Genomic DNA, 18518 nt, shown 5'->3' on the forward strand with positions numbered 1-18518 from the left:
CCTGTCTGGGCGCTACGCTTCACGGGCCACGGATTGAGACGAGGGAGCAGCGATGCACGAGAACCAGCCCATCGACGAACTGATCGACGAGTTGGAGCAGGAGCAGCAGGAACTGATCCTCGACCACTTCGACGACGACGATGCCCTCGAGCTCGGGCTCCGCATGCTCGACATCGCCCGCGAGGACGAACTGCCCGTCGTCATCGCGGTGACCAAGGGGGCGCAATCCGTGTTCCGCGCGGCACTGCCCGGTTCCGTGCCCGATTTCCACCACTGGGTCGAGCGCAAGGCCGGGGCGGTTCTCCGTTTCGGCGAGCCCTCCTACCTCGTGCAGCTCCGCCATGAGGCGCGCGGTGAGCGTTTCGAGGATCGGCCCGACGTCGATCACGCGGCGATCGCCGGCCACGGCGGTTCAGTGCCCATCCGGGTCGACGGGATCGGCATCGTGGGCACGGCGAGCGTCTCGGGACTCACCCAGCAGGCCGACCATGTCCTCGCAGCACGGGCGATCGCAGACCTCATCGCATCCAGTCGCGACTGAGGCTTCTCCCAGCTTCGATCGAGTCGGGCACTCTACGGTCGGCCGGATGAGCACGCCCACCGCACCGAAGCTTCGCGAGCAGGATCGCAAGACCTACGAGGTGTCTCGGCGGTGGCCTCTCGTCAGCGGGTCGATCGCGCTTGCGCTCGTCCTCATCGGCGGCGTCCTCATCGCGCTCAGGCAGTTCGCCGTGGTTCCCTACTCGATCGACAGCGCGTGGATGGACGAGCTCTACGAGAACAGGACTCCGGCGCTCGAGAACGTCGCGTACTTCTTCGACTGGATGGGGGGCGGCATCGTCGGCGTCTTCGTCGTGCCGATCGCGCTCGCGATCGTGCTGATCGCGATGAAGCGCAAATGGGGCGCGGTGTACTTCATCTCGGCCTGCGTAGTGAGCGCGGGCCTGGTTCAGCTCGTGAAGAACCTCGTCGAGCGGCCGCGCCCGGAGCAGATCCTCGTCCACGCGGATTTCGGGTCATTCCCGAGCGGGCATACCGCCAACGCGGCGACGCTCGCGGTCGTCCTCGGCTTCATCGGCCGCCGCTGGTGGGTGTGGGCGATCGGGGCGCTGTGGGTGATCGGGATGCTCCTCAGTCGCAACTACCTCGGCGCCCACTGGCTGACCGACACGCTCGGCGGCCTGGTGCTCGGCGCGGCCGTCGCACTCATCCTGTGGGCCCCGTTCGCGCACCGTCTGCACCGCGAGACATTGGCGAAACGAGATATCGAGCCGGTGGCGGGAGTCCCCGCCAGCTGACTCGAGCGCCTTACTCGGACCTCGCGCCGGCGGGGTCGCCGGCCGGGTGACCCTCCGCCTCCGCGTCACCCCTGACCGCGAACGTCGGAGGCATGCCAGGTTTGCGCGGAACCTCACCCTTGATCGTTCCTCCGGCCGAGGTCTTCAGAGCGATCTCCTCCGCATCGATGGCCGAGAGGACGTCCTGCACGGCGTACTCCTCGAAGCGCCCCTCCTGCCGCGCAGCGATGACGGCGTCACGTTCTCCCCGGATCATCGTCTTGCGCAGGTGGGCGTACGCCATCAGCTGCGGCTCGTCGGATTCAGCGTCGAGGTCACCGACATCGGCGAGGAAGCTCGCGTTGTCGCGGAGCTGTCGGACCACGCGCTGATCGATCCCCGACAGGTCGAGGTCGTCGAGGAGCTTCAGCCCGGCCGCCTGAGCCTCGGCCATCAGGAGCTGACGCTGCGTGCGCTCCTGGGCGGCATTCGGCGGCGGCAGACGCAGCTTGCGGATGACCGTCGGCAGCAGCAGACCGGCCAGCAGGCTGCCGATGATGACGATGACCGCGAGCAGCTGCAGGAACGCCCGATGCGGGGTCTCCGGCGGCAGGAGCAGCACCGCCACCAGGGTCACCACGCCACGGACGCCTGCGACGCCGACGGCCACGCTGTTGCGCCATCCCCAGCGTCGGTCGCGCAGGAACCCGGGTCCGTAGGTGTAGGCGACGAAGGACAGCGTGACCCAGACCGCCCGGGCGAGGAACACGGCCCCGAGAACGGCGGCGATGATCATCACCGTCGTCCAGAGGTCGGGGAAGTCCTCCGACGCCGCCTCGACGATGTCGGCGAGCGAGAGCCCGATGATGAGGAACACGGCGTTCTCGAGCAGGAAGCCGATGGTGCGCCAGTTGATCGACTCGGCGATGCGCGCCGACGCCGACTGGATCGTGGGGGAGCGGTAGGCGAGGAAGAGGCCGGCCACCACCACCGCGAGGACGCCCGAGCCGTGCAGCAGCTGCGCCGGGATGAAGGTCACGTACGGCGTGATGAGCGAGAGGCTCGTGTCGAGGACGGGTGCCCGCAGACGCGATCGGATGAATGCGAACAGGAAGCCGACGCCGATTCCGACAGCAAGTCCCACCCCGACCGCCAGGAGGAGGTCGACGCCGATCATGGCGGGGGTGACCACACTCGTGATCGCGAGGATCGAGGCGTTCAAGGCGACCAGGGCGACCGCGTCATTGAGCAGGCTCTCGCCCTCGAGCACCGTGAGCAGTCGACGGGGGAGCCGGAGCCGGCCCACGACCGCGTTGACCGCGACCGTGTCGGTGGGCGCCACGACCGCACCGAAGGCCAGGCCGGCGGCGAGGGTGATACCGGGAACGACGAGCCAGGTCGTCAGCCCGACGGTGAAGACGGTGAAGACCACGAGTCCGACGGAGAGGAGCAGGATCGAGTCGAGGCGGGCCCTGATGTCGATGAGAGAGGTGTGGATCGCTGCGGCGAAGAGCAGCGGCGGGAGCACCGCGTAGAGGATGACGTCGGGCTCGACCTCGACCGTCGGGACGGCCGGGATGAAGGACGCGATGGCGCCGATCACCACGAGTGCGACCGGTGCGGACCAGCCGAACTTTCCGGTGAATCCGGTGACACTGACCGTCACGATGACGAACAGCACCACGCCGATGATGGTCTCGACCGAGTCCATGCAGCTCCCCTCGACATCCGACCCCGCTGGGGTCGGAGCTGGGAGCCGTCACTCCCGCGTCCCGGGCAACCTATCCTGTCCGCGCTTCATTCCCCATACCGGTCGGGCAGTGGAGCATGGTCCGGGGGAGTCCGCGTTCGATCCGGTGCTCGGACATCGGGAAACCGCACAACGGACAGGCCGGCGGCGCAGCGGGCGCGGCGACCTCGTCGTAGGGACCGAGCTGCGGTGGGCCGATGTAGGGTCGCAGCCGATCATTCAACCGATTGATGACGCCGCCGAGTCCGCGCTCGCGAGGGTTGCTCTCGTTCCGGCCATTTGTTCGTGCCACAATGATTAGTGTACTAATGAAATCGAGGACGGGGTAGTGGTGGCGACGACTGATGCAGGCGAGGATCTCCTCGCGCTCGACAACCAGGTCTGCTTCGCGCTCGCGGTGGCGTCACGGAGCGTGATCGCGCTCTACCGGCCGCTGCTCGAACCACTCGGGGTCACGCATCCGCAGTACCTGGTCCTTCTCGCGCTGTGGGGCCGCGACGGCATGACGATGGGGGAGCTGTCGTCGACACTGCGACTCGAGCCGGCGACCCTCTCTCCGCTGCTCAAACGTCTCGAGGCGATCGGTTACGTCTCTCGCGGCCGCCGCCCGAGCGATGAGCGAGTGCTCGAGGTGACGCTGACGCAGGCGGGCCACGACGCTCGAGCGACGGCGGAACGGATCCCGGCTCAGGTCGTCGAGCGGCTGGGTCTCCCGATGGAGCGACTGGAGTCGCTCCGGGACGCTCTGCACCTGATCATCGCGGCGTCGGCGTGACGGTCCGCAGCGGTCAGTCGGCGAGGAACGCAGCGGCGCGCTGACCCCAGCCGCGGACCTCGTCGGGTTCGTCGGCGATCTCGAGAACGGCGTCGGGCAACAGCTCGGCCAGCCTCTCGGCTGTGCTGACGGGGTGACCGGGGTCGGTCGTCCAGGGGAGCAGCAGGGCGGGGTGCGGGATCGTGCGGATCTCCGCAGGGTCGGGAAGGTCGGAGGACGCCGCTCCACGGAACACCGCGGGAAGCAGCTCCTGTGCGACCGCGGGCGCCGGCAGATCCAGCCAGCCGCCTTCGACGAGGAGAGGGGCGGGCTGCATGGTCGCTGCGAGACGAGCCACAGCGCCGGGTCCGCTCGATTCGACGAAGTCGGCGCCGGCGAGGTAGGTGCCCGCCTGCGCAGCGCGGGTCTCCCATGCTGTCGGCGGGATGGAGAGGACCAGGCGCCGGAACCGATCGGGCCGCCGGATCGCCGCCCAGATGATCGTCGCGGTGCCCATCGATGCACCGATGGCATCGACGGGAGCATCGGGGGAGACGGTGTCGATGAGCGCGAGCAGGTCCTCGGCCAGCGCGGACCAGACGTAGTCGGCCTGTTCGGGCCGCCCCGTCGAGGCTCCGTGGCCCCGGGCGTCGTATCTGACGAGCCGAGCTCCGGTGGCAACCGCCGACCAGTCGAAGACGCCCCAGGCCTCCTCGGCGCCGCGGCTCGACGTGAGTCCGTGAGCGGCGACGACGACCCGATCGCCGGAGCCGATCGTCGAGTAGGCGAGCTGGGCGCTGGGGACGTCGAGAAGCTGATCTGTCACGTCGGCACGCTACGCCCTCCCTCCGATACCGGGTAATCGGAGGTGCGCGTCGCCGGAGCGATCGGGGAAAAGTGAGTTCCGGCGCATTGTGAGGTTTGCTCGCGACTAGGTTATGACCATGCGAAAGCATGAGATCGCCCCGCTGATCCTCGGACTCGTCGTGGCTGGGCTGGTGAGCATCGGCGCCTACACGCTGAAGAATCTGACCGTGCTGCTGATCGTCCCGGCGCTGGTCGCGATCATGCTGACGGCGAGGATCATCCGCGATCACGTGAGAGCAGGGCGCGGGGGAGAGACCGGCCCGCACGTGCCGAACCAGGGGCAGGACGGTTCGGACGCCCGGACCGGCGAGGCAGTGCCGCCGAGCGGGTCGTCGCTCTCCTAGAGTGATCCGGATGAACAGAGCAACCGCGTCAGCCTCCTCACCACCCGTGCTGCTGCGTTCTCCTGCCGCCGTCCGCTGGACTTTGCTCATCGTCTTCGCCGCGGTGTTCGTCGCCTGCGTCGCGGTGACGAACAGCTCGGCTCCGAGCACCCTCGAGCGTGGGATCGTGGTCGTCCTGGGGGCTGCGAGCCTGGCGATCGCGATCAGGGCTCTGCGCGTCGCCGTCGTCCTCACCGAGGCGGGTCTGGTCTCTCGCGGCTTCCTCTGGTCGACGCAGATCGCACGGACAGCCATCACCGAGGTCAGTCGCGAGGCCCGCGTGACCTGGATCGACAAGGCCGATGTGCAGCGCCAGACGATCCTGAGCCCGCTGATGACCCTGAGCTCGCGAGCGGCGGGGGAGTCGTCCCCACGAGCCGACGCCGTGGCCGTCATTCAGAAGTGGCACTCGGATGGTCGCCGAGGTCGGGGCAACCGTTCGAGCAGACGCTGACATGGACGCCCTGCCGCCTCCTCATGACGACGCCGAGCCCGGCTGGTACGTCGACCCGATGGCCGACGACATGCTGCGCTGGTGGGACGGCGCGGAGTGGTCCGAGACCGAGTTCAAACTCGTCAAGCCGCCGTTCGGTCTCACCGAGGGCACGAAGGTCGACGTGCTCCTCGGATCGGAGGGTCGCATCGGCTCAGTCGCGAACGTCGTCATCTGTGCGATTCTGATCGTCGGCTTGATCGTTTTCTGGGTGAATCAGCGGTTCGACATCTGGCTGGCGCTGCTGGGATTGCTGGCGCTCGTCGGACTCGAGATCTTCTTCGTGCGGGCCGCACTGAAGGTGCGCCGCGACGATCTCCGTGAACCATGACGATCATCGAGTAAATCGTCCGACGAACCACCCGGACCGCTGTGATCTCAGCGCGCCGATAATGCACATTATGTCAGTTTGATTCTCGGAAGGGCCGGAAACGGCGTGACCCACGCCACCTGGACCCGTCACTGACGATCGCCGACCGCCCTGCTACTCAGCGAGCGAACGTGACATGGTTCACGCCCGCCTCCGACAGTTCGGACGTCACGGCGTAGCCGAGGTCGAAGCTCCGCAGGTCATCCCAGAGACTCGTGCCCTGACCGAGGACGATCGGCGAGACCGCGACGTGCAGCCGGTCGACGAGACCGGCGGTGAGGAAGTCGCGGACGGTGCCGACTCCCCCGCCGATTCGCACGTCGGCTCCGCCGGCCAGCCTGAGCGCCTGGTCGAGGGCCTCTTGCGGACTGACGGACAGGAACTCGAACCGAGTGCCGTTGGCGAAGTCGATCGTCCGACGCTGCTGATGCGTCAGCACGAGGACCGGATAGCCGAACGGCGGCTCCTCGCCCCACCAGCCGCGCCAGTCCGGGTCGTCGGGGAACGAATGGAGTCCGAACATGGCGGCTCCCATGATCTCCGCACCGACTCCGTCGAAGTAGGCGGCGGCATATCGATCGTCGACCCCGGTCGTTCCCTCCCCCGTGGTGTCACGCAGGACCCGCTCGCGCATCGTCTTCGTCCCGACGTATGCTGCGACCAGACGCCCCCAGTCCTCGCCCATCGGATTCTCGGCTGTCTGATTCGCCGGCATCGCGATGCCGTCGAGCGAGAGATTGAGGTCGACCCGAACCGCCACTGATTCCTCCGGTTTGAAAGTGTACACTGTACACATTGGCAGACAGGAGAGACGGCGTCAACTCCTCGCGATACCGGATCACGTCTCACGACAGTTCCGTATACTGCGCGGCAGTGACACAATCGCGGCATGCTGATCGTGTCGATGGGCGTCTCCGCCGACGGGTACATCAATGACCGCGATGGCGGCTTCCAGTGGACCGCCCCGATCGACGACCTGTTCGAATTCCACCTCGAACAGGTCGGCTTGCTCGGGGGCTATCTGCTGGGCCGGCGCCTGTACGAGAACATGTCGGTCTGGGAGACCGACCCCTACTTCCGCAGCACCGAGGCGAATGCCGCGTTCGCCGACGTCTGGGCCGCCCTCCCGAAGGTCGTCTTCAGCCGCACGCTCGAGCGCGTCGACGGCAACGCCCGGCTGGCTTCGGGTTCGGTCGCCGATGAGATCGCCGCGGCGGTGAGCGCCACGGACAAGGACGTCTCGATCGGCGGAGCCGACCTCGTCGGGCAGGCCGTGGGGCTGGATCTGATCGACGAATTCCGCCTTTTCCGGTACCCGATCATCACAGGAGGGGGCACCCCCCTCCTGCCGTCACTCCCCCGCCCCCTGCCGCTCGATCTGATCGAGACGCGCACGTTCGGCTCGCAGGTCGCCTACGAGCGGTACCGTCGAGTCCGCTGAATCCGACTGTTCAGACCTGCTGCCCGAATCGCTGCAGCTTGCCCGAGTGGATATCGACCACCCATTCCCAGCCCGGCTCGGCGGCGGGCCCGATGCGTCGGTCGCCGACCTCGCCGAAACGAAAAGGGCCTCGACGGTCCGGGTCGAAGGGATCGGGCAGAAATGGAGAAGCGCCCGGACTCCGCGGGTCATTACTGTCGATTCATCGCCGACGCAGGAGGACAACGATGACCGAGACCACCGAGACGTTCACCGACGAAGAGCGCGCCGCCATGAAGGAGAGGTCGAAGGAGCTCCGGACCGCATCGAAACGAGCGGGCTCCGCCGCCGAGAAGCAGGCCGCAGCGGAGAAGGATCTCCTCGAGAAGATCTCCGAGATGTCGGGGACCGACCGCGCGATCGCCGAGAAACTGCATGAGATCGTCGCGACGGCCGCTCCGGAGCTCGTCGCGAAGACCTGGTACGGAATGCCCGGATATGCGAAGGACGGCAAGGTCGTCGTCTTCTTCCAGGCCGCGGCGAAGTTCAAGGTGCGCTACGCCACGATCGGCTTCAATGAGACCGCCGCGCTCGACGACGGCGACATCTGGCCCACCGCCTTCGCGGTCACCGCACTGACGCCGGCGGTCGAGAAGCAGATCGCCGCACTCGTGGCGAAGGCGGCCGGCTGAGCTCTTAGGGCGCTGACCGCCGATGCCGCGTCGGCCGAAGGACTGTGTGGACTTCCCGTACACGAAGCCGATCCCCTACGACCTGATCGAACGGACGGCGGCGGCGATCGTCAGCCTCCGCCGTCCGTGACGGATCGGACTCAGACGCCTTCCTTCAGGCGGTAGTAGGCGGAGTTCCACTCGACCTCGCGCTGGAAGTCCTTCAGCGTCGTCTCGTCGTCGATGACGAGCAGCTCGATACCGGCCATGACCGCGAAGTCGCGGAACACCTCGACACCGACCGCATTGCTCATCACGGTGTGGTGCGCCGCGCCCGCCGTCAGCCAGGCGGATGCGGACGTGCGGAAGTCGGGGGCCGGCTTCCACACCGCACGCCCGACGGGCAGGTTCGGCATCGGCTCAGGCAGTCCGACGTTCTCCACGACGTTCGCGACGAGCCGGAACCTGTCGCGCATATCCGACAGAGCAACGACCACCGCGGGACCGGCGTCCGCCGTGAAGACCAGGCGCACCGGGTCCTCCTTACCGCCGATGCCGAGAGGATGGATCTCGAGACTCGCCTTCTCGGAGCTGAGGGCCGCGTTCACCTCGAGCATGTGCGCCCCGAGGATGAGCTCGCTGCCCGGGGCCAGATGGTAGGTGTAGTCCTCCATCAGGCTCGCGCCGCCCGGAAGGCCGGCGCCCATCACGTTGGCGACGTGGACGAGGACCGAGGTCTTCCAGTCACCCTCGCCCCCGAAACCGTAGCCGTCGGCCATGAGGCGCTGGACGGCGAGGCCCGGCAGCTGCTTGAGCCGGCCCAGGTCCTCGAAACTGTCGGTGAAGGCACCGAACCCGCCCGCCTCGAGGAACGACCGGAGTGCGAGCTCGATGCGTGCTCCATCGCGCAGGGACTCGCGGCGCTCGCCGCCGGCCTGCAGCTCGGGAACCACGTCGTACAGCTCGTCGTATTCGGCGACCAGGGCGTCGACGTCCGCATCGGCGACGGCGTCGACCGCGTCGGCGAGTTCATTGACGCCCCAAGTGTTGACCTGAACCCCCAGACGGCGCTCGGCCTCGGTCTTGTCGCCTTCAGTGACGGCGACGTAGCGCATGTTGTCACCGAACCGGGCGACTTTGAGCGATCGGACTGCGGCGAATCCGGCCGCCGCACGCGTCCAGGTGCCGACCTGCGAGGTGACGACCGGGTCGGACACGTGACCGACGACGATCTTGTGAGGGATGCCGAGCCGGGCGAGGATGTAGCCGTACTCGCGGTCGCCGTGCGCGGCCTGGTTGAGGTTCATGAAGTCGAAGTCGATCGCACCCCACGGCAGATCGACGTTCGCCTGCGTGTGCAGGTGCATTAGCGGCTTCTGCAGCAGCTCGAGGCCGGCGATCCACATCTTGGCGGGCGAGAAGGTGTGCATCCAGGTGATCAGGCCGATGACGTTGTCGTCGCTGTTCGCGTCGAGCACCGCGCGACGGATCGCGTCGCTGTCGGTGAGGACGGGCTTCCAGACCACGGTGACCGGCACGTCGCTCGCTGCCTGGAGGCCTTCGGCCACGGCCTGGGACTGCTCGGCGACCTGACGGAGGGTCTCCTCGCCGTAGAGGCCCTGGCTGCCGGTGAGGAACCAGACCTCCCGGGTTGCGAGATCGGGGACGATGCTGCGGCTGGACATGCGGTTCTCCTTGGCGGGTCGGTTCGTTCGGATGCTCTGCGGTGAGCGGTGATCGGTGATCGGGGCGGTCAGAGCGCGTCGACGGCGGCGCGCTCGACGGCGAGGCCGTCGCGGTACCGGTCGAGGAACGCGGCGAATCCGGCGACGTCGGCGGGATCGGGTTCGGCGATGTCGAACACGGCATCGGCGAACACCGCGTCGCGCAGGTACGAGTCGAGGTCGTTCTTCGCGGGTGCGGCGGTGAAGGCGGCGAGCACCGCGATCCCCCACGCCCCGCCCTCCGATGCGGTCTCGGCGACGGCGACCGGCGCGTCGAGCGCTCCGGCGAGGAACCGCTGCGCGACACCCGCGGTGCGGAACATGCCGCCGTGGGCGAAGAGGCGATCGACCTCGACGCCCTCATCGGCGAGCACGCGCATGCCGAGGCTGAGCGTTCCGAACACGCTGTACAGCTGCGCGCGGAAGAAGTTGCCGAGCGTCAGCCTGCTGTCCGGTCCGCGGACGACGAGCGGGCGCCCCTCGTCGAGACCGGCGATCGGCTCCCCCGCGAGATAGTTGAATGCGACGAGACCGCCCGCGTCGGGCTCGGCGTCGAGCGCTTCCCGGAAGAGGGTCTCGTAGACGGCATCCGAATCGATCGGCGTGCCGGCGGCGGTCGCGAAGCGGGAGAACAGTCCCGCCCATGCGGCCAGCTCGCTGGCACCGTTGTTGCAGTGCACCATCGCTACCGCGTCGCCGGCGGGCGTGGTGACGATGTCGAGTTCGGAATGCACGCCCGAGAGAGGCCGTTCGAGGACGACCATCGCGAAGATGCTCGTCCCGGCGCTGACATTGCCCGTGCGAGGAGCGACCGCCTGGGTCGCGACCATCCCGGTGCCGGCGTCGCCCTCGGGCGGGCAGAACACGGCACCCGGCTGCAGGAGCCCTGAGGGGTCGAGGAGCGCGGCACCCTCGGCCGTGAGCCGTCCCGCCTGCTCTCCGGCGACGAGCACCTCGGGCAGCAGGTCGCGCAACCCGACGCTCAGCGGGCTCTCCGAGACGAGGGAGTCGAACCGGGCGATCAGATCCTCGTCGTAGTCGCGGGTCGCCACATCGATGGGGAACATCCCCGAGGCGTCCCCGACCCCGAGCACGCGGCGGCCGGTCAGCTTCCAGTGCACGTAGCCCGCGAGCGTGTTCAGCGACCGGATCTCGGCTACGTGCGACTCGTCGTCGAGTACAGCCTGATAGAGATGGGCGATCGACCAGCGCAGCGGGATGTTGACGCCGAACCGGTCGGTGAGCGCGTCCGAGGCGGGTCCGGTCGTCGTGTTGCGCCAGGTGCGGAACGGCACGAGGAGCTCGTCATCGGCGGCGAACGCGAGGTAGCCGTGCATCATGGCCGAGATGCCGATCGCCGCGAACGACTCGGGACGCACCCCGTACCGCTGCTCCACGTCCGCGACGAGCTCGGAGTAGGCGGCCTGCACCCCTGTCCAGACCTCGTCGAGCGAGTAGGTCCACACGCGGTCGACGAAGCTGTTCTCCCACTCGTGACCGCCCGCGGCGATCACCGTGGCGGGATCGTCGCCGATCAGGCACGCCTTGATCCGCGTGGACCCGAACTCGATGCCCAGTGTCGCGCGCCCCGCCTCGATGGCGGCGCGGACGTCGTCGATGCTCGATCCACTCATCGGCGGTCGTCCCCACCCTGCCCGTAGACGTTCTGATATCGATTGAAGAGGCTGTCGATCCTGTCCTGCGGGATGGGGATGAGCGGCCCGGCCTCGCGTGCGATGTGCACGCTGCGAGCGACGTCCTCGCACATGACCGCGGCCTTGACCGCATCCTTCGCGCTGACGCCGATCGTGAAGGGACCGTGGTTCTGCATGAGCACCGCGCGGGACCGATGACCGGTCAGGGTGTCGACGATGCCTCGACCGATCGAGTCGTCTCCGATGATCGCGAACGGTCCGATCGGGATGGGGCCGCCGAACTCATCGGCCATGCCGGTGATGACGCACGGGATCTCCTCGCCACGCGCCGCCCACGCGACCGCGTAGGTCGAATGGGTGTGCACGACTCCCCCGACGTCCTGCATGTGGCGATAGACGTAGGCGTGCGCTGCGGTGTCACTGGATGGGCTGCGCTCACTGCCCGGGGTTCCGGGGATGACGTTGCCGTCGAGATCGCAGAGCACCATGTTGTCCGGGGCGAGGTCGTCGTAGGAGACGCCCGATGGCTTGATCACGAACAGGTCGGCCCCGGGCACGCGTGCGGAGACGTTGCCGCCGGTCCAGATGACGAGGTTGTAGCGGACGAGTTCGGCGTGGAGCCGGGTCACCTCCTCGCGGAGCGAATCGATCACGACCTGAACCTCGGGCGAGATGTCCGCCGCCTGGATCGCGGGGGTGGTGTTCGGCGTCGCTGCCGTTTCCGGGCTCGTCACGTGGGTCCTCCATCGGCTCTCACTCGGTGCGCTGCACCGCTACTGGATGTTACCGGTAACAGTCAGTGATCGCCAGATGCGAGGCGTGAGTCCACCGGCCCCGCGCGATCCTCAGCGGGACGGTCGCGCGGTCGAGGCGCGCTCGACGAGAACGGGTGGGCCGCCGTTCACGGCCGGCGGCTGAGACTCTCGCACGACGTCGCCTTCGACGATCTGCAGCACGCAACGCCGGGCCTCGGCTGCCACGTCCAGCCGGACGGTGGTGAGGGACGGAAGGTAGAAGGCGGCATCGGGGGCGTCGTCGAATCCGGCGACGCTGACATCGCGCGGCACCTCGATGCCCTCCTGCCGCAGGGACGCGATGACACCGAGCGCCATCTGGTCGTTCGCGACGACGATCGCGGTCGGCCCTCCGGGCGCGCGGACCGCAGCGGCCAGTTCGATGCCGGCAACCGCCCCCGACGCCGCGGACCAGTCGCCGTGGAGATGTAGGACGCAGCTGACGCCATTGATGAGAGCCGCCTCGAACCCGGCCGACCGGGCCTCCTCCTCCAACCAGTCGGAGGGGCCGCCCACCCGGGCGAGGCGACGATGCCCGAGTCCGACGAGGTGATCGACGACCGCCGCGGCCGCCTCGCGCTGCGCGAGCGCACCCAGATCCCCATGCAGAACGGAGACGGGAAGGTCGTCGGACCGGCGGTCGATCACGTCTCGTGTGCGACTGTGGGCTGCGATCAGCACGATGCCGTCTACTCCCTGTCCGCGGAGGTGATCGAGCGCGGCGAGGACGGACTCCTCATCGTCGGCGTCCGCGTAGGTGGTCGCGATCCAGCGGCCTTCCGCACGGGCGGCCGCCTCGACCGCGGCGATCCCGACGGAGGGACCGTACAGGGTTGCGTCGGCAGCGATCACTCCGATGGTCTTCGTCTGCTGGGTTCCGAGCGCCCGAGCCGCGTTGTTGACGCGGTAACCGAGGACCCCCATCACCTCGAGGACGCGTTCGCGTGTCTCGTCGCGGATGTGCGGATGACCGTTGAGGACACGGGAGACGGTCTGAGTCGAGACCCCCGCGGCGCGCGCGACGTCGCGCATGCCGACACCCGCAGCGCGTCGCGCACCGCTCGGTTCCGGTGCCGGTTCGACTCGATCGGTCATCGCCCCTCGCTTCCGGTGGCTCAGTGTAACCGGGCACGTTCGCCCGGCCGGTCCGGCGGGGAGGTGACGCTTTCCGCGTTCGCGCGTATGCTCTGCTCTCGTGGTTCACGTCTCATCGACTCCGCCCTCGGGGCGTCAGGAGGCTGTCGGCGCTTTCGCCGACCCGAGATAGCCCGTCTCTTCCGTGCAGTTCCGGCGCTGTCGCAGCGCCGGGAGAGCCTCGCGATCGAGGTCTCCCCCTTCCCGGATTCCCTTCGCCGCGCGCCTTCGGCCGGCGATCCACAGAGACAGGTTTCACCATCATGATCACCTTCGACGAGAAGACCATTCGCGCTTCGTTCGTCAACGCATCCCTTCGCGAGCGCAGCAGCGTCACCCTTCCGCCCGGCTTCGCCGACACGGCGTGGGACCGACTCGACTACCTCGGCTGGCGCGACCCCAAACTGCCCATGCTGGGCTACGTCGTCGTCGAACTCGACAGCGCCGCGACCGGAGTGGTCCTCCGACAGGGCGAGGTCAAACCGCGCGCCCGCGCCCAGTGCTCGTGGTGCGAGGACGTCACCCTCCCGAACGAAGTGGTCTCGTTCAGCGCCAAGCGCGCCGGAGCGGCCGGACGCAACGGCGACACCGTCGCGACGCTCGTCTGCTCGCACTTCGAGTGCTCCGCCAATGTGCGGAAGCTCCCGCCCGTCGCGTACATCGGATTCGATGTCGAGGCGGAGCGCTTGCGGCGCATCGAGGTGCTGGGCGAGCACGCCCGCAACTTCGTGCGCAACGTGCGGGACGGGGCGTAGCGCTCGCATCGCTGCGCTCAGCGGGCGGGCGGACGGTCCTCGATACGCGCTTCGCGCTACTCGACCTCCGACCTCCTTCGGACGTCGAGTAGGCCGCAGGCCCCACCGAGACCAGCTCAGACCGCGACCTTGCCGCCCAGCCGGTAGAAGAAGAACGGCACAGCGGACAGCACGCAGCTGATCGCGGGGACGAGGGTGATCGAGGCGAAGATCGTGTCCTGCATGAATCTCGTCACGGTCACCCCGTCCTCGTATCCGGCCAGCACGATGAACAAGCCGAAGACGAGCACCGCGAGAGCGTTCATGATCTTCGACACGAACGTCAGCGTCGCGAACGAGATCCCGTCGTTGCGCACTCCGAGACGTCGCTCGACATCGTCGACGGAGTCGGCGATGAGCGTCGCCTGCACGGTGAGGAAGACCCCGAGCGTGAGGCCGGTCAGGAAGATGAAGACGAGGATGACGGAGAGGTTCTCGAAGCCCGCGAAGTACATGCCGAGGTAGAGGGCGGCACCGGCGAACGAGCTCCAGATCGCGAGGGAGCGGCCGGACGCGTACCTCAGCAGGAGCGGGGTCGAGAACGACGAGATGACCATGCCGAGGATGATGGCCGCGCCCACCAGGGTGAAGGTCCCCTCGTCCCCGTATGCGATGACGACGAATACCGCTCCCCCGGCTTGGACGATGAACCTGCCGAAGCCGAGCAGCGAGCCGACGAGCACCATCAGCAACGGGGTGTTCTTCGCGAGCGTGGATCCGATCTGTCGGAACCGCAGTCCGTCGCTCGCCGCGGATGTCTGCCGTTCGCGGGCGAAGAAGAACGCGAGCAGGTAGACCCCCATGCCGAGGATGGAGGTGAGGAACACCGCGAGCGACCATCCTGCGCTCGTCGTCTCGGGTCCGAAGCTGAGCAGGCGTGCGATCCACGGCATCCCTAGGGTCGAGATCCCGAGGGCGATCGCGCCGAACGCGCGGACGTTGCCGATCACCCGGGTGCGCGCCTTCGGTTCCACGAACGCCGAGCCGATGAGCCCCCAGAACGGCACGTCGCAGGCGGTGTAGGCGATGCCCCAGAGCACGTAGAAGATGCCGAAGTAGACCAGCTTGAGCGGTTCGGTCGTATCGGGAACCGAGAACATCAGACCGGACAGGATCGCCACGGGTGCGGCGGAGAACAGGATGTACGGCCGCAGCTTGCCCCAGCGGGTGCTCGTCATGTCGATGATGCTGCCGAGGATGGGGTCGAGGATCGCGTCGAAGACCTTGGAGACGGTGATGATGACGGTCACGACCGCGATGCCCGCTGTGCTGATCCCGGCGTACTGCAGCAGGTAGACCAGGATGAATGTCGACACCGTGGTGAGCACGAAGTTCTGCCCGAATCCGGCGGCGACGACCGCGATGCTCTGCCGGCGCAGCGGGACCGCCTGGTTGCGGTCCACGGGCGCTTCGGTCGTTCGATCCGCTGTCATCGTCAGCCCTTCAGGAGGATCGTCTTGATCTCGAACGGACCGAACTCGAGCCTGTCGAGATCGGCTTCGCCTGCGGGGACCTCGAGGAGGTTCGTCGTGAGGGCGACGGCGTGCGGCAGAGCGGTGCGCAGCACTGTCGTGGTGGGGCGACCGAGGCTCTCGTACAGCCGGAGCACGACTCCGTCGCCGTTCTCGGCGCGCTTGACCGTTTCGACGAGTACCCCGGGGTCATCGACTCCGATGAGACTCTCGAACACGGTGCCTTGGGCGATCGTGAGCGGGTTGTTCAGCCGGTACCCCTCGGCGATGACCGGGGCGAGGTCGCCCGACTCGAACGGTGCGAACGCGTAGGTGAAGTGATGCCGCCCGCGATCCGCCGTCTTGTCGGGGAACGTCGGGGCGCGGAGGAGGTTGAGGCTCAGCAGGCCGTTCTTCGCGCGATGCCCGTACTTGCCGTCGTTGAGCAACGCGAATCCGCCACCCGAGTCCTCCGTCGCGATCCACTTGTGAGCGCAGACCTCAAACTGGGCCTTCTCCACCGGGTCGCGTTCGGTCGTGACCCGCTCGATGTGACCGAACTGGATCTCGCACTTGACCGTCTCGCCGTAGTGCCGAGGGCGGAACTCCGCCCGCAGCATGCGGTGCTTCTCATGCCAGTCGACGTCCGTCTCGAAGCGGACGACGTCGCTCCCCGCCTCGAGTACGACCCGCTGCGTGATCGACACCTTCGAAGTCCGGTAGCTCTGCTCTCGGACTACCGTGGCCCCGTCCAGGTAGCTGCGGACCGAGCCGGCCCGCAGCGTCGTCGGAGTCGACTCGGCGTAGTCGACCCTGATATCCCAGGCGTTGAACGGCCAGACGTAGGGGTCGTCGAAGAGCACGAGCCGGTTGAGCCCGTCCCTCGCGTGCTCCTCGCCCTGCAGATCGCGGCAGGAGACGATCTCCCCGGTCTCGCCGAAACGGAGGGTCAAGCGCCCGTTGCTGAGGGTGTCGGCCGTGTAGGTCAGCTCGGGGAAAGTCCCGACCGGCTCGACAACCGCCGCCGAATAGGGCTCGACGATGGCGCGGAACCAGCCGCCGTCGACCTTGACGTACTCGTCCCGCGGCAGGCTCGTGAGGTTGATCGCGGTGGTGCCGGGCCCCGTGGGGAGCTGCGCGATCAGCTCGTCGCGGTAGCGGTCGAGGGTCGACTCGATGCGCTCGTACGTCGCGATGGCCTCGCGGTTGACGCGCGCGATCGACGATCCCGGGATGATGTCGTGGAACTGGTTCAGCAGCACCTCCCGCCACGGCTCCTCGAGTCGCGCCCGCGAGTCGGCGCCCGTGAACACCGCGAGGGCTTCGACCTCGTGCAGCTTCCGCTCGACGAGGCGGTTGTGCCGCTTGATCTGCCCCTGGGTCGTATAGGTGCCCTGATGCGTCTCGAGGTAGAGCTCCCCCGAATGCGTGTGCTCCACGTCGATCCGCTCGAGACGGCGGAAGAAATCGCTCGCCGACGAGTGCTCGACCTTCGGCAGCCCGCGGAGGCTCGCCTCGCGATCGATGACCTCGTGGTGGATCTCACCGGGGCCGCCTCCCCCGTCACCCGAGCCGTAGACGAGCAGGGCGGTGCCGAGAGCCCTCTCGGGATACCTCAGCAATCCCGTCAGCAGGTTGTCCGCTGCGCCCCGGCTGTTGTAGTCGCCCTCGGGAGGCATATGCACCAGCACGCTCGATCCGTCGATCCCCTTCCAGTGGAAGGTGCGGTGCGGGAAGTCGTTGACCTTGTTCCAGGCGAGCTTGATCGTCTGGAACCAGTCCATGCCGGTGCCCTTGAGGATCTGCGGCAGGTTCCCGTTGTACCCGAAGGTGTCGGGCAGCCAGCAGAGACGCAACTGCTCGTCGGTCAGTCCGAACTCCTCCTGCAGAAACCGGCGCCCGACGACGGCCTGACGGACGAGCGACTCCCCGGACGGCAGATTGGTGTCGGGCTCGACCCAGAACGAGCCCTGGATCTCCATCCGGCCATCGGCGACCGCGCGGCGCATCCGCTCGAACAGGACCGGCTGGTTCTGCTTCATCCAGGACATCTGCTGCGGCTGGCTCGTGCCGTAGATGTAGTCGCCGCGCGTCTCGATCGTGTTCAGCGCGCGGACATAGGTCCGAGCGGCTTTGCGCCGGGTCTCGCGGAGCGGCCAGAGCCAGGCCATGTCGAGATGGCCGTGCCCGACCGCGCTGTAAACAAAGTCGCTGTCGGATGGGCGGGTGAGCTGGCCGGCGAGATGCTCCCGCGCGGCAGCGACGTCGCCCGTGACGAATCGCGCGTAGGCATCCCGGAGCGCCTCCCGCACGTCGGCCTCGACGGCCGGATCCTCCGTCGCGCCGGCCAGTACGAGCAGGGTGAGGTAGTCGTAGTAGAGCGCGTACGCCTCGTCGTCCCGAGTCGCGAGCTGGGCGCCGTGGTAGACGGCCTTCCCCACCTCGTAGAGGATCCACCCGTTGTAGGTCACGTCGGCGTAGAACTCGACGTGACCCGATGTCAGGTCGACGCCCCGGACGGGTCGGTACCGCCCGCCGCTGTGCGGCAGGTCGCCCTGCTGGAAGACGGTGCTGACGGAGTCGAGCAGCTCACCGCGGGGCGAGTGGACGAGCCCCTCGCCCCGGATGCCGAGCAGGACGACGGCATCCCGAACACCCTCGGGCACTTCGCCCGTGATGCGCAGCCATGCGCAGTCGAACACCTTGCCCCACGCCGCGCCGGGACGGATCGGAGTGAAAGCCGACCTGTCGATCTCGTCGAACCGGATCGGCTCGGGCGAGCGCAGGATCTCGGCCCGGAGCGGGGCGACTCGCGTGTAGATCGTGCGGCGGATGCGCATCAGCCGCTGGTACTCGGCCGGCTGCTGGACTTTGAGACCGAACAGCCAGGACGCGAACCCCACGGGTGCCCCCTCGTCTCGTTCCGCCGGTGGAAGCGACCGCCGCGCTGCCCACGACGTCGTGGGCGCGGCTGCTCGCGG

The 18518-nt window shown here is 67.9% G+C and carries 18 protein-coding genes; 9 read left to right on the forward strand and 9 right to left on the reverse strand.

The annotated features are described in order from the left end of the window. Positions 1–52: 52 nt before the first annotated feature. Both DDQ50_RS13090 and DDQ50_RS13095 read left to right on the forward strand, forming a co-directional pair. On the forward strand, positions 53–541 hold the full coding sequence (locus DDQ50_RS13090) for a heme-degrading domain-containing protein (RefSeq protein WP_116757137.1): 489 nt from the start codon (positions 53–55) through the stop codon (positions 539–541). A 46-nt stretch (positions 542–587) separates the two neighbouring features. After that, the gene (locus DDQ50_RS13095) at positions 588–1298 is read left to right on the forward strand and encodes a phosphatase PAP2 family protein (RefSeq protein ID WP_116757138.1); all 711 of its coding nucleotides are present in this window, start codon (positions 588–590) and stop codon (positions 1296–1298) included. A gap of 10 nt (positions 1299–1308) precedes the next feature. On the opposite strand, the gene DDQ50_RS13100 is transcribed toward DDQ50_RS13095, so the two are convergent. Continuing rightward, on the reverse strand, positions 1309–2988 hold the full coding sequence (locus DDQ50_RS13100; RefSeq protein WP_116757139.1) for a cation:proton antiporter: 1680 nt from the start codon (positions 2986–2988) through the stop codon (positions 1309–1311). Between the two features lie 367 nt (positions 2989–3355). On the opposite strand from DDQ50_RS13100, the gene DDQ50_RS13110 reads away from it, so the two are divergent. After that, positions 3356–3802 carry a MarR family winged helix-turn-helix transcriptional regulator gene (locus DDQ50_RS13110; RefSeq protein WP_240614387.1) on the forward strand — a complete coding sequence of 149 codons (447 nt, stop codon included), beginning with the start codon at positions 3356–3358 and terminating at the stop codon, positions 3800–3802. Between the two features lie 13 nt (positions 3803–3815). Here DDQ50_RS13110 and DDQ50_RS13115 read toward each other — a convergent pair whose 3' ends face one another. Further along, the gene (locus tag DDQ50_RS13115) at positions 3816–4607 is read right to left on the reverse strand and encodes an alpha/beta fold hydrolase (protein ID WP_116757141.1); all 792 of its coding nucleotides are present in this window, start codon (positions 4605–4607) and stop codon (positions 3816–3818) included. 118 nt (positions 4608–4725) lie between these two features. Here DDQ50_RS13115 and DDQ50_RS13120 point away from each other — a divergent pair, with 118 nt between their 5' ends. From DDQ50_RS13120 to DDQ50_RS13130, 3 genes are read left to right on the forward strand one after another with little or no spacing between them, the layout of a single operon-like run. Then, the gene (locus tag DDQ50_RS13120; RefSeq protein WP_133245973.1) at positions 4726–4992 is read left to right on the forward strand and encodes a hypothetical protein; all 267 of its coding nucleotides are present in this window, start codon (positions 4726–4728) and stop codon (positions 4990–4992) included. A gap of 10 nt (positions 4993–5002) precedes the next feature. Then, positions 5003–5485 (forward strand): hypothetical protein, encoded by a 483-nt coding sequence (locus DDQ50_RS13125; RefSeq protein WP_133245974.1) that lies wholly within the window; start codon positions 5003–5005, stop codon positions 5483–5485. A gap of 1 nt (position 5486) precedes the next feature. After that, positions 5487–5855, forward strand: a complete 369-nt coding sequence (locus tag DDQ50_RS13130; RefSeq protein WP_165829819.1) for a DUF2510 domain-containing protein — start codon at positions 5487–5489, stop codon at positions 5853–5855. Between the two features lie 157 nt (positions 5856–6012). Here the strand turns inward: DDQ50_RS13130 and DDQ50_RS13135 are convergent, their stop codons facing one another. After that, a complete protein-coding gene (locus tag DDQ50_RS13135) occupies positions 6013–6654 on the reverse strand; it encodes a dihydrofolate reductase family protein (RefSeq protein WP_116757145.1) in 642 nt (213 codons plus the stop codon). A gap of 129 nt (positions 6655–6783) precedes the next feature. On the opposite strand from DDQ50_RS13135, the gene DDQ50_RS13140 reads away from it, so the two are divergent. Together DDQ50_RS13140 and DDQ50_RS13145 are read left to right on the forward strand one after the other, a co-directional pair. Further along, positions 6784–7335, forward strand: coding sequence for a dihydrofolate reductase family protein (locus DDQ50_RS13140; RefSeq protein ID WP_116757146.1), 552 nt, complete (start codon positions 6784–6786; stop codon positions 7333–7335). 227 nt (positions 7336–7562) lie between these two features. After that, positions 7563–8006: an iron chaperone gene (locus DDQ50_RS13145; RefSeq protein WP_116757147.1), complete on the forward strand. Its 444-nt coding sequence runs from the start codon at positions 7563–7565 to the stop codon at positions 8004–8006. Positions 8007–8146: 140 nt separating this feature from the next. On the opposite strand, the gene araA is transcribed toward DDQ50_RS13145, so the two are convergent. From araA to DDQ50_RS13165, 4 genes are all read right to left on the reverse strand, one after another. Beyond that, on the reverse strand, positions 8147–9670 hold the full coding sequence (gene araA, locus DDQ50_RS13150; RefSeq protein WP_116757148.1) for an L-arabinose isomerase: 1524 nt from the start codon (positions 9668–9670) through the stop codon (positions 8147–8149). 68 nt (positions 9671–9738) lie between these two features. Beyond that, the gene (locus tag DDQ50_RS13155) at positions 9739–11343 is read right to left on the reverse strand and encodes a xylulokinase (RefSeq protein WP_116757149.1); all 1605 of its coding nucleotides are present in this window, start codon (positions 11341–11343) and stop codon (positions 9739–9741) included. Then, a complete protein-coding gene (locus tag DDQ50_RS13160) occupies positions 11340–12038 on the reverse strand; it encodes an L-ribulose-5-phosphate 4-epimerase (RefSeq protein ID WP_116757449.1) in 699 nt (232 codons plus the stop codon). Before DDQ50_RS13160 ends, DDQ50_RS13155 begins: the two co-directional genes overlap by 4 nt. A gap of 171 nt (positions 12039–12209) precedes the next feature. Then, positions 12210–13253, reverse strand: a complete 1044-nt coding sequence (locus tag DDQ50_RS13165; RefSeq protein ID WP_116757150.1) for a LacI family DNA-binding transcriptional regulator — start codon at positions 13251–13253, stop codon at positions 12210–12212. Positions 13254–13555: 302 nt separating this feature from the next. Between DDQ50_RS13165 and DDQ50_RS13170 the strand changes: the two genes are divergently transcribed. Beyond that, entirely contained in the window at positions 13556–14047 is a 492-nt protein-coding gene (locus DDQ50_RS13170; protein ID WP_116757151.1) for an FBP domain-containing protein, read from the forward strand. 116 nt (positions 14048–14163) lie between these two features. Here DDQ50_RS13170 and DDQ50_RS13175 read toward each other — a convergent pair whose 3' ends face one another. Then, the gene (locus tag DDQ50_RS13175; RefSeq protein ID WP_116757152.1) at positions 14164–15519 is read right to left on the reverse strand and encodes an MFS transporter; all 1356 of its coding nucleotides are present in this window, start codon (positions 15517–15519) and stop codon (positions 14164–14166) included. A gap of 2 nt (positions 15520–15521) precedes the next feature. Then, positions 15522–18440 (reverse strand): alpha-mannosidase, encoded by a 2919-nt coding sequence (locus tag DDQ50_RS13180; protein WP_116757153.1) that lies wholly within the window; start codon positions 18438–18440, stop codon positions 15522–15524. Positions 18441–18518 lie beyond the last annotated feature (78 nt).

This window comes from Amnibacterium flavum (assembly GCF_003097495.1).
In the GTDB taxonomy this organism is placed as follows: domain Bacteria; phylum Actinomycetota; class Actinomycetes; order Actinomycetales; family Microbacteriaceae; genus Naasia; species Naasia flava.

Coding starts and splice junctions, on each gene's coding strand:
- DDQ50_RS13090 (WP_116757137.1), top strand. CDS start 53: ATGCACGAGAACCAGCCCATCGACGAACTGATCGACGAGTTGGAGCAG.
- DDQ50_RS13095 (WP_116757138.1), top strand. CDS start 588: ATGAGCACGCCCACCGCACCGAAGCTTCGCGAGCAGGATCGCAAGACC.
- DDQ50_RS13100 (WP_116757139.1), bottom strand. CDS start 2,988: ATGGACTCGGTCGAGACCATCATCGGCGTGGTGCTGTTCGTCATCGTG.
- DDQ50_RS13120 (WP_133245973.1), top strand. CDS start 4,726: ATGCGAAAGCATGAGATCGCCCCGCTGATCCTCGGACTCGTCGTGGCT.
- DDQ50_RS13125 (WP_133245974.1), top strand. CDS start 5,003: ATGAACAGAGCAACCGCGTCAGCCTCCTCACCACCCGTGCTGCTGCGT.
- DDQ50_RS13130 (WP_165829819.1), top strand. CDS start 5,487: ATGGACGCCCTGCCGCCTCCTCATGACGACGCCGAGCCCGGCTGGTAC.
- DDQ50_RS13140 (WP_116757146.1), top strand. CDS start 6,784: ATGCTGATCGTGTCGATGGGCGTCTCCGCCGACGGGTACATCAATGAC.
- DDQ50_RS13145 (WP_116757147.1), top strand. CDS start 7,563: ATGACCGAGACCACCGAGACGTTCACCGACGAAGAGCGCGCCGCCATG.
- araA (WP_116757148.1), bottom strand. CDS start 9,670: ATGTCCAGCCGCAGCATCGTCCCCGATCTCGCAACCCGGGAGGTCTGG.
- DDQ50_RS13155 (WP_116757149.1), bottom strand. CDS start 11,343: ATGAGTGGATCGAGCATCGACGACGTCCGCGCCGCCATCGAGGCGGGG.
- DDQ50_RS13165 (WP_116757150.1), bottom strand. CDS start 13,253: ATGACCGATCGAGTCGAACCGGCACCGGAACCGAGCGGTGCGCGACGC.
- DDQ50_RS13170 (WP_116757151.1), top strand. CDS start 13,556: ATGATCACCTTCGACGAGAAGACCATTCGCGCTTCGTTCGTCAACGCA.
- DDQ50_RS13175 (WP_116757152.1), bottom strand. CDS start 15,519: ATGACAGCGGATCGAACGACCGAAGCGCCCGTGGACCGCAACCAGGCG.